Raw genomic sequence first — 10388 nt, 5'->3', positions numbered from 1 at the left:
GATGTTGTTGTAGGTGCCGGGCTTGAACATCAGCGCGTAGCGGTCGCTGCCGAACTGCGCGGACTCCTGCTTCTTGAAGATCTCGTCGACCTTGGACTGGATGTTCGGGGTCGAGGGGTCGAAGACCAGGACGTTCGGTCCGAGGTCACCGCCGCCGGGGATCTGCGGATCGCCCCCGCCGGCCGTGCCGAACACCTGGAACTCCCAGAGGGAGTGGCCGTATCCGGTGGCGCGGGCGGTACCGGTCAGCCGGACGTAGCGTGCGGTGCCGGAGACGTTGAGGGTCTCCGTGCCACCGGGGCCGGTGGTGGTGGAGTAGGCGGTGCTCCAGCTGCTGTTGTCCGAGGAGAACTCGATCCGGTAGCCGGTGGAGTAGGCCGCCTCCCAGCGCAGCACGATCTGGCTCACCGAGGCGGCGGCGCCCAGGTCGACCTTGATCCACTGAGGGTCGGAGAAGGCGCTCGACCAGCGGGTGCCGGTGTTGCCGTCCACCGCGGCGGTGGCGGGGGTGCCGTCGTTCTCCTGGCTGGAGGCGGTGACCGGCTTCCCCTGGGAGAGGAGTGAGGGTGCGGCGCTCGCCGGGGTCTGGGGCAGGAAGGCCAGCAGCGAGAGGACGAGCCCGGCGATCACGGCCAGAACGCCGCTGCGTCGTCCGGTCCGTGCGGGTACGGGTCTGTGGAGGTTCGGAGGTGCGTACATGGGGGTCTCTCCTGAGTCGTGGGGCGGGAACACGACGCGCACAGCCGGAGAGCGCTCTCTCCGGCTGTGCGAGATACTCCACCCTTGTTACGAACGCGTCAAGAGATGTGCAACATCAGGTGTATCAAGGCCTGTTGCCGACAAGAACTGATGACGTCTCCGCGATGGTGCCCCTCCCGGGCGGACTTCCTCGGTGACGGAGTGTGGGATCTGACGGGGTGTGGTTTCAGGAATTGACGGATCGGCTACCGGTCGGCGTACGTCCGTACGTAGTCGAAGTCCGCCGTCGCACCCGACCGGTTGTGGGAGACGAGGCCGATCCTCAGCTCGCCCCGCACCGGCAGGGTCCACACGCCGCTCACCGACCAGTGGACGCCGTCACGGCTGGTGGACGCGCGTACCTCGTGCTCCCCGTTCCCGGTGTCGCGGTGGTAGGCCATCCGCAGCCACATGGTGTCGGCCGTGGGCCCCCCGAACATCGGGGCGTTGGCCACCGCCGTCGGCGGGGTGGTCGTGGGCCGCTCGCCCTCCTTGCCGAACTCGCTGACATCGAGCACGGCTCCGTCGCCGTTGGTGAGCGGCAGCACGGAATGGACGAGCTTGAACCAGCGGTCGTCGTTCTCGTACAGTACGAGCCCGGCCTGCTGGGCGGCCCGGTCGGGGGCGAACCGCAGCTTGGTCTCGACCGTGTAGTCGCCCTTCGGCGCGTCCCGCAGCAGCACGGACGCCGTGTTGTCGCCCAGATACAGCTCGGCGCTCTGGGTGGGCCAGGACAGCGCCCCACCGGCCATCGTGACCCCGGCGGCCTGTCCGCGCACCCACTGCCAGGGAGAACCGGGCTCCGTTCCCGGGACCGCTGCTGTGTCGAACTCGTCGCTGTGGCCGGGGAGCAGCCGCCCCGGCGGGGCCGGAGCCACCCGCTTCGTCACCGGCTCGTACAGGGCCGCCGCGCCGACATTGTCCGCCGCCGCGCCCGCACCTCGCGCCGCGGCACCCACCGCGCCCTTGCGCACGGCGGCGGCGGGCAGGTCACGGACCTGTACGGCCACCGGATCGCCCAGCCGGTCGCCGGACACCTCGGCCGTCAGCCTGGTGCCGCGCAGCTCGACGGACACGTTGTGCCAGGTGCCCCAGGAGAACCCGGACGGCAGCGCCGTCACCCGCTCGCCCCGGCTCCTGCCGCCCACCCGTACGTCGGTGACCAGCGCCGAGCGGACGCGGTCCAGCCAGGCCACGACCCTGTTGCCCGGGTCCCGGTAGGCGACGGTGAGCCCCGCCGCGCCACCCGGCGCGGTCACCCTCAGATCGGCCTCGGCCCGCAGATCCGACGGTGCGCGCCCGTCGGCGACGAGATAGGCGGCGTCCGTCCCCGGACCCGCCGGGGTGTGGGCCGCGTACCCGCCGGCGTCCTGGCCGGACGGCGTGGACCAGCCGGCGGTGCCCGCGCCCTCGGCGTTCCAGCCCGCCAGACCGCTCCCGTTGAACGTTCCCCCGGTGTCCCACGAGGTCACCGGCGCGGCCGTCGGCCCGTCCGAGGGCCCCGCGCCCGCCCGCACGACGGGCCAGCCGTCGATCCAGTCGAGCCGGTCGATCAGCATCGGACGCCGGGTCAGCTTCAGCGTGCCGTTCGCAGCCGGTGCCAGATCGGGCGACTCGGCGGGGATGCCGTGGTAGACCAGCCAGTCCTGGCCGGCGAGGTCGGTCTGGATCGCGTTGTGGCCCGGTCCGATCCACCGGTTGCCGTTCGCTCCCGCGACGAACCCCGCCTTGCTGGTGAGGGCCATCAGATCGGTGCCCTCGTCATCGGTGAACGGACCGGTGGGGCTCGTCGAGCGGCCCACCTTCACCTGATAGCCGCTGTAGGCGCCGTCGCAGCAGCCAGCGTCGGAGTAGAACAGGTAGTAGTGGTCGTCGTGCCGCACGACGAAGCCACCCTCGACCCTGCGGCCACGGGCCACCTGGGTGACCTCACCCTCGGTCCTGGTCAGGTCGGCGTTCATCCTCGCCACGCAGATCGTGTCGTAACTGCCCCAGTACAGATAGGGTGTTCCGTCCGTGTCCGTGAACTGCGCCTGGTCGATGTTGCCCGCGGGGCAGCCGCTCGGCGACGGCAGCACGGCGCCCTTGTCGGTCCAGGGCCCCGTCGGGGAGGCGGACGTGGCGAGCCCCACGGTGTTGCGCCCGGGGACGGAGTAGTAGAGGTGGTACAGGCCGGCCGCGTACCGCACGTCAGGGGCCCACAGCCGCGAACCGTTGTGCCAGGCGGGCTTGTTCGCGGGCGTGAAGACCTCCCCGGCGTACTCCCACGTCACCAGGTCCTCCGAGCGCAGGATCGGCAGCATGCGCTCCCCGTCCTCGCCCTTGCTCTGCATGACGGGGTTCTGCGTGCCGTAGGCGTACCAGAGGCCGTCCTTGCCCCGGATCACCGCGGGATCGGGGAAGGTGTCGACGGCCCCGGTGGACACCGGATTCGTGTACGTCGGCGCGGCGGCCGGGCGCTTCTGCTCACCGTGGGAGGGCGCGCTCGCGAGCGTGAACAGGCAGAGCAGTGAGGCGGCACCGGCAGCCCACCGGGACAGCCGGCGGGGGCGTGCCGTTCCTCGCGTGCGTCTCATGTGGTCTCCGTGGGAGTGCCGTCCGGACGCGAGGCCGCGGTCCAGGTCGTGTCGTCGTTCTCGAAGGCGCTGAGGCTCGGGTCGTAGTCGGACGCGCCGATGTCGTACATGGACGTCATCCAGTGGTAGAAGTTGTCGCCCCGGTCCCGCAGCAGCTCGTACAGCCGCCGCATCAACCGTCGCCGGACCGCCCGGAACTCGGGGTGCGTGTAGCGGTTGCTGAGCTCGTGCGGGTCGGCCTCCAGGTCGTACAGCTCGTTGACCGACTCCGGGTTGACGACGAGCTTGTAGCGGTCGTCGCGGATCATGCGCTGCGGGTACGGGAAGTGGTGGCCGTGGAACTCGGCGACCAGCTCCGGTGCCCAGTCGGGGTGTTCACCCCTGACCAGCGGCACCAGACTGCGGCTGTCCACCGCCGGGGACGGGTCGCAGCCCGCCAGTTCCAGCAGCGTCGCCGTGCAGTCGGTCAGGCTGACCAGTTCGTCCCTGACCTGCGGTGCGGCACCGGGGATGCGGATGATCCCCGGGATGCGGTAGATGTCCTCGTACATCGCCGGTCCCTTGTCGTGGAGCCGGTGCGCGCCCGTGAACTCGCCGTGGTCCGCCGTGAAGAACACCGAGGTGGAGTCGCTCAGTCCCAGCTCGTCGAGCCGGGTGAGGATGCGCCCGATCTGTTCGTCGATCAGGGTGACGTATCCCCAGTAGACGGCGATCAGTTTGCGGGTCGTCTCGATCGGGATGGTGTCGAAGGCCCAGTGCGCGCTGTAGTTGCGCTGCACCGGGGGTTTGCCCTCGAAGGTCTCGGCGATCGACGGCGGAAGCTCGACCAGCTCCGGGTCGTAGAGGTCGAAGTACGCGTCCGGGAGCAGATACGGCAGATGCGGACCGAAGAAGTGCGTCGCCAGGAAGAAGGGCTCCTCGCCGGCCGCGTACCGTTCCAGATGCTCGATGGCGCGCGTGGCGAGGTAGTGCTCGAACGTCGCCTCCACCGGCTGGTGCAGCCGTGCGGCGAGCAGGTTCCCCGGGTTCCCGCCCGGCGCCGTACCCCGGATCGGCTCCGAGATGCGGTACGGGGGCAGCCCCCGTTCCTTGAGGTAGGCCAGGTAGTCCGGATGGTCGACGGGGTTGTGCCAGCCCGGCAGGTCCGGGCCCTCGAAGCCGTACGAGGCGGCGTTGCGGTGGGTGCCGCCGTGCCACTTGCCGATCAGGCCGAGCCGGTAGTCGCGCTCGGCCAGGGCCGCCGGGAAGGTGAAGGCGTCCTCGCGCAGGTCCTCCAGATAGCCCACGTTCCGCTCGTAGTTGGCCAGCAGCCGGTGGCGGAACGGCGCCTGCCCGGTGAGCAGGCTCGCCCGCGCGGGGGTGCAGATCGCCGTGGGCGTGTAGAAGCGGTCGAAGCGCGTCCCCGTGGCCGCCAGCCGGTCCAGATTGGGCGTGGCGACATGCGGGTTGCCGTAACAGCCGAGCGTGTCCACCCGGTGCTGATCGGTCATCAGGAACAGCAGGTTCACTTGTACGCCTTCGTGTAGAGGCCGCCCTCGTAGTACGTGTCCGCCGCCGGGGCCTTCTTGAGCTGGCCGGTGCTCACGAAGAACTCGCCGAGCCCGTCGAGCCAGCCGTCGACGGTGCCGTCCTCGGTCCTGGAGACCAGGTCGGCCGTCGACAGCGTCTCCACATTGGCCGCGTCGGCCGCCACCTTGGCGCGGTCGATCTTCAGCAGCGCGGCTGCCGCGTCGATGGACTCGTCGGGGTGAGCGGCACGCCAGTCGTTGGCCTTCTGGAGGACCTTGACGACCTTGGCGTTCAGCGCGGCGTCGCTCTTGGCGGGTGCCACGAAGGCCGTGGGGAAGGCCCGGTCCTTGAAGTCCGCCGTGCTGGCGACCTCGTTGAGGTCCGGCTTCTTCGCCTTGATGGTGTCGATCAGCGGGTACCAGAGACCGGCCCCGTCGATCTGCCCGGCGACGAACGCCGACACGATCGTGGAGGGGTCCATCGGCACCTTCTCGACGTCCTTCTCCGACATCCCGGCCTTCTGCAGGGCGAGATCGAGTGCCATCGCACCGGAGGTGCCCTCGGGCACGCCGACCTTCTTGCCCTTGAGGTCCTCGACGGAGGTGATGCCGGGCTGGGCTATGACCCGGTCGGCGCGGGCGAGCGTGTTGATCGCGACGACCTTCGCTTTGCCCGACGCGGGCAGCCACATGGCGCCCGGACCGATGTAGCCGAAGTCGAGGTCGCCCGAGCCGAGCGCCTGGATCTGGAGCGGGCCGTTGGTGAAGGTCTTGAACTCCGGGTCCAGCCCCTGCTCCTTCCACAGTCCCTGCTTGTCGGCGATGGCCAGCAGGCTCGCGCCGTTGTAGTCGCTGATGTAGCCGAAGCGGACGGTGGAGGCGCCGTCCGCCGAGGAGTCGCCGGAGCAGCCGGTGACGGAGAGTGCCAGTGCGGACACGGTGACGGCCGCCGTCAGGGCGCGCTGAGGTAGACGCATGACGCAGGTTTTCCTTACGGGAGATCGGGTGAGAGGTGCGGGGGTGTCAGGCGGCCGGTGCGGCCGGGGTCTGGTGGTAGACGGAGGTCCAGACGGCATTGCGGATGCGGGCGAACTCGGGGGAGAGCCGGATCTCCTCGGTACGCGGATACGGCAGGTCCACCTCGATGACCGAGTGGATCCGCCCCGGCCGCGCCGCCATCACCACGACACGCCGGGCGAGATACACGGCCTCGTCCACGTCGTGCGTGACGAACAGGACCGTGCGCCGGTCCCGGCTCCAGGTGTCCAGGAGCTGGTCCTGCAACTGGACCCGGGTCAGCGCGTCCAGCGCCCCGAAGGGCTCGTCCATCAGCAGCACCTGGGGATCGACGGCGTACGCACGGGCGATGGCACAGCGCTGCTTCATCCCGCCGGACAGCGTCTTGGGCAGCGCGTCGGCGAAGTCGGTGAGACCGACCAGTCCGATGGCGCGCTCCGCCCGCAGCCTGCGTTCCTTCGCGTCCACGGAGGCCAGCTTCAGCCCGAACTCGACATTGCCGCGTACGGTCAGCCACGGGAACAGGGCGTACTGCTGGAAGATCACCCCGCGCTCGGGCCCCGGCCCGGTGACCGGCCTGCCGTCGACGAGGACCTCGCCGGAGGTCGGGGCCGCGAGTCCGGCGGCCAGGTTGAGCAGGGTGCTCTTGCCGCACCCGGACGGGCCGACGACGGTGACGAACTCCTCGTCACCGATGTCGAGCGACACCTCGTCCAGGGCGGTGAAGGTGGTCTTCTTCAGCGGAAAGGTCCGTGACACGTTCCGGAAGGAGATCTTGGCGGTCATCGGGTCTCCTGCCAGCGGGTGAGGCGTCGTTCGGCGAGCAGCAGCAGCCGGTCCATCAGGAGGCCGAGCACGCCGATGGTGATCAGGCCGACGAAGATGGTCGGCAGGTCGTAGTAGAGCTGGGCCGTCTGCATCCGGAAGCCGAGGCCCTCCTGAGCGGCGATCAGTTCCGCGGCGACGAGGGTGCCCCAGGCCGAGCCGAGCCCGATCCGCATGCCCACGAGGATGAACGGCGCCGAGGCGGGGACGACCACCTTGAGGAAGATCGTCCCGTCACGGGCGCCCAGCACCCGCGCCGCGTCGATGAGCGTCCTGTCCACCCCGACCACGCCCTGGAAGGCGGCGACGACACTGGACAGGAACGCGGCCAGGAAGATCACGAACACCTTGGGCACCTCGCCGATGCCCAGCAGCACGATGGCCAGCGGAATCATGGCCAGCGGCGGCACCGTGCGGAAGAACTGGACGTACGGCTCCAGCAGCCCGCGCGCCACCGGGTACCAGCCCATCAGGAAGCCCACCGGCACGGCGAGCAGCGTGCCCAGCGCGAAGCCGGTCAGGACGCGGCGCAGGCTGGCCAGCGAGTCGTCGAGCAGGGTGCCGTCCGAGATCAGCTCGCCCGCCCTGCCCGCCACGGCGGCGGGTCCGGGCAGCGCCTGCACCCCGAGCGAGGCCAGCCAGGCCCAAACGCCCACGCCCGCCACCAGGGCGATCAGATTGAGGGCGAGCGCGGGGACGCGGATGCCCTTCCGCCGGGGTACGCGGGTACGTTCCGCGCTGTCCTGCACGGGCGCCGCCCGCTTCACGGGTGTCTCCGTGGAACTCATATCGCGTCCTCGGGAAGGTCGTTTTCGCCCGGGGCCGGGTAGCGGGCGAGCAGAGGGGATTCATGGAGGGCGAGCGCGACTCCGCCGAGCGCGCCGCCCGCCTCGCCGAGACCGGCGGGCAGCAGCTTCACGCGCCCCCGGGCCAACGGCAGGACATGGGCGTCGAGCGCCTCCTGGACCGGGCCCAGCAGCGCCTGGCCCGTCCGGGCGAGCTCGCCGCCCAGCACGATCACACCGGGGCCGACGGCGTTGACCACCCCGGCGAGGACCGTGCCGGTGCGGGTTCCCGCGACGCGCAGCACCTCGTGCGCCGCCGGGTCGCCCTCGCCGAGCGCCGTCAGCAGCGCGGGGAAGCCGTCGGCGCGTCCGCCGCGTTCACGGAAGGCGGCGAGGACGGGCCCGATCGACGCGATGGTCTCCAGGCACCCCCGGCCACCGCACTCGCACGGACCGCCCTCGGGATCGGCGGTGATGTGCCCGAGCTCGCCGGCCAGACCGTCCACGCCCCGGTGCAGCGAGCCGTTCACGACGAGCCCTCCGCCCACCCCGTGCGACAGCCGCAGATACAGCACGTCCTGGCTGGCGGCGGCGGCACCCCAGGTGGACTCGGCGAGCGCGGCGAGCCTGGTGTTGTTGTCCAGCAGGACCGGGGCCCCGAACCGCTTGCCCAGCAGTCCGGCCAGCGCCGCCAGGGGCTTCTCGGGCGCGCCCCCGTCCGTACGCACCGGGCCGACGACCCCGACTCCGACCGCGCCGGTCGTCCCCAGGGCGGCCAGCCTGAGTGTCCCCCCGGCCAGCGAGGCGACCAGCCGCTCGGCCAGCTCCACCCGCCCCTCCCAGGACAGCCCCGGGGGATGGGCGCGGCTCGCCGAGCCGATCACCTCGTGAGCCACGTTGGCAGCCGCCACATGAACGGCGCGGCGGGCGAAATCGATGCCGACCGCCTGCCCGGCCGCCGGGTTGAGCGTGAGGTGCTCCACCGGCCGGCCACGCCTGCGCGGCCCGGGCTCCGCCGCGGCGGCCACCACCGCACCGCTCGCCACCAGGGTCCCGACTATGTCGTACAGCGTGGTACGCGAGAGACCGGCCTGGCGGCCGAGCTCCGCGCGGCTCTGCGGTCCGTGCCGGCGCAGCAGACCGAGTACGCGTTCCTCGTGCCCACGTCTCAGCCGCGAGAGAGGTCCACCGTGTGAGTGCATGGCGACCAGCATGATGACCGCGCGATTTTTTCGTCAATGACCCGGAAAAATATTCATGTTGCCGCAATGACGGCGGGATCAGGCCGAGCGCACACAGCGGAAGCCGAGATTCCCCGTGGTGCTGTCGGGCGTGTTGCGGGTACGGGCGGCCACCCGGTAGCGGTTGCAGTACGAGCGATGGCACAGGTAGGAGCCACCCCGCATCACCTTGGCGTCACCCGCGCCCGGACCGCGCGGGTCGCTCCGGCGCCCGGCCGGGTGGGTGGTGCCCCACCAGTCCTGGCACCACTCCCAGACATTGCCCGCCATGTTGTACAGACCGAAGGCGTTCGGCTCGTAGGCGTCGACGGGCGCCGTGCCCGCGTAACCGTCCTCCGCGGTGTTCTTCGTGGGGAAGTGCCCCTGCCAGATGTTGCACCGGTGCTCGCCGCCCGGGGTCAGCTCGTCGCCCCACGGATAGCGGGCCTGCTCCAGGCCGCCCCGCGCCGCGTACTCCCACTCGGCCTCCGTCGGCAGCCGGGCACCCGCCCAACGCGCGTACGCCCGGGCGTCGTTCCAGGACACATGCACCACGGGGTGGTCCTCGCGCCCCTCGGTCCCGCTGCCGGGGCCCTCGGGCCTGTCCCACCGGGCGCCCTCCACCCCGCACCACCACGGGGTGCCGTCCGGCCTGCCCGCGCCACGCCGCAGCGCGGCCGGAAGGAACCCGGCGAAGACATACGACCAACCGAAGCGCTCGGCCTCCGTGACGTGACCGGTGGCCGCCACGAACTCCGCGAACCCGCGGTTGCTGACCGCGTGCGCGTCGATCCGGAAGGCGGAGACCCGCACCTCGCGGACCGGGCCCTCGCCGTCGGCCCGGAAGCCCTCGGGGTCCTCGGTCCCCATGAGGAACGACCCGCCGGGAAGCAGCACCATGCCGTCGTGGCCGGGTCCGCCTCCGGACGCGGCCACGGGCTCCGGAAGCGTGGCGGAAACGCTCCCGGACGGGCCGTCAGACTTCCCGCGACCGGGAGAACAGCAGCTGGAGGGGGTGGTGTCGGTCATGGCGCGATCCTACGAGCCCCACGACCGTGCCCTTACACCGATGATCGCCACCGCCCAAACCTCCTCCCGGCGTGGCGTGCCGTCCAACGGGTGACATCCGGCTCCCTGTCACACGATGGGCCCACCGGCTCCCTCGAATGCGCCCGTCCCGAGTGGTGGGCCCCCGGGTTTCCGCTGACGGTGGATCACGTCGCACCCGTGAATGGATGAGCCGACAAACGGACGGCCGGCGCGGGAGTGGCGAAAGGACTGTGTATCCATGCGCTCTGCCCGCACCCTGTTCGCATCGGCCGCCGTCACGGCGGTCCTCGCGGTCTCCGTTCCCGCCGCATACGCCGTGACCTCGGCCGACGGCTGGGACAAGGACAGCGGCTCCACCGCAAGCAGCAACGACGACCGTGAGAAGCCGGAGTCGTGGAAGCACGACAAGCCCGAGGGTGGTGTGCACGCCGGTGGCGGTGCGCTCGCTGGTGTGTCGGCTGATGACTGGGAGAAGGACAAGGGGTCCGGCAGCAATGCCGACCGTGAGAAGCCGGAGTCGTGGAAGCACGACAAGCCCGAGGGTGGTGTTCACGCCGGTGGCGGTGCGCTCGCCGGTGTGACGGCGGACGACTGGGAGAAGGACAAGGGGTCCGGCAGCAATGCCGACCGTGAGAAGCCGGAGTCGTGGAAGCACGACAAGCCCGAGGG

Annotated in this window: 8 protein-coding genes and 1 pseudogene; 1 reads left to right on the top strand and 8 read right to left on the bottom strand. The window is 71.0% G+C overall.

Annotated elements, in window-relative coordinates; all coding sequences use genetic code 11:
- The 8 genes from ACWCQM_RS40125 to ACWCQM_RS40090 form a co-directional block, all read right to left on the bottom strand.
- Positions 1 to 699: discoidin domain-containing protein (locus ACWCQM_RS40125; RefSeq protein WP_450919999.1), on the bottom strand; the 699-nt coding region annotated here is incomplete at its 3' end.
- A gap of 245 nt (positions 700 to 944) precedes the next feature.
- The gene (locus ACWCQM_RS40120) at positions 945 to 3314 is read right to left on the bottom strand and encodes a family 43 glycosylhydrolase (protein ID WP_450919998.1); all 2370 of its coding nucleotides are present in this window, start codon (positions 3312 to 3314) and stop codon (positions 945 to 947) included.
- Positions 3311 to 4822 carry a sulfatase-like hydrolase/transferase gene (locus ACWCQM_RS40115; RefSeq protein WP_450919997.1) on the bottom strand — a complete coding sequence of 504 codons (1512 nt, stop codon included), beginning with the start codon at positions 4820 to 4822 and terminating at the stop codon, positions 3311 to 3313. The genes ACWCQM_RS40120 and ACWCQM_RS40115 overlap by 4 nt, the downstream gene beginning before the upstream one ends.
- Positions 4819 to 5799, bottom strand: a complete 981-nt coding sequence (locus ACWCQM_RS40110; protein ID WP_450919996.1) for an aliphatic sulfonate ABC transporter substrate-binding protein — start codon at positions 5797 to 5799, stop codon at positions 4819 to 4821. The genes ACWCQM_RS40115 and ACWCQM_RS40110 overlap by 4 nt, the downstream gene beginning before the upstream one ends.
- A gap of 46 nt (positions 5800 to 5845) precedes the next feature.
- The gene (locus ACWCQM_RS40105) at positions 5846 to 6625 is read right to left on the bottom strand and encodes an ABC transporter ATP-binding protein (RefSeq protein ID WP_450919995.1); all 780 of its coding nucleotides are present in this window, start codon (positions 6623 to 6625) and stop codon (positions 5846 to 5848) included.
- Positions 6622 to 7452 carry an ABC transporter permease gene (locus ACWCQM_RS40100; protein WP_450919994.1) on the bottom strand — a complete coding sequence of 277 codons (831 nt, stop codon included), beginning with the start codon at positions 7450 to 7452 and terminating at the stop codon, positions 6622 to 6624. Before ACWCQM_RS40100 ends, ACWCQM_RS40105 begins: the two co-directional genes overlap by 4 nt.
- Positions 7449 to 8663, bottom strand: a complete 1215-nt coding sequence (locus ACWCQM_RS40095; RefSeq protein ID WP_450919993.1) for an ROK family protein — start codon at positions 8661 to 8663, stop codon at positions 7449 to 7451. The genes ACWCQM_RS40100 and ACWCQM_RS40095 overlap by 4 nt, the downstream gene beginning before the upstream one ends.
- A gap of 66 nt (positions 8664 to 8729) precedes the next feature.
- Positions 8730 to 9698, bottom strand: a complete 969-nt coding sequence (locus ACWCQM_RS40090; protein WP_450919992.1) for a formylglycine-generating enzyme family protein — start codon at positions 9696 to 9698, stop codon at positions 8730 to 8732.
- Positions 9699 to 9957: 259 nt separating this feature from the next.
- On the opposite strand from ACWCQM_RS40090, the pseudogene ACWCQM_RS40085 reads away from it, so the two are divergent.
- Positions 9958 to 10388: pseudogene (locus ACWCQM_RS40085) on the top strand (hypothetical protein); the annotation flags it as partial.

The sequence above is a fragment of the Streptomyces sp. NPDC002125 genome, from assembly GCF_053593715.1.
Note: the sequence above shows the minus strand (reverse complement) of the source record. Positions and strands in the feature narration are given on the sequence as shown.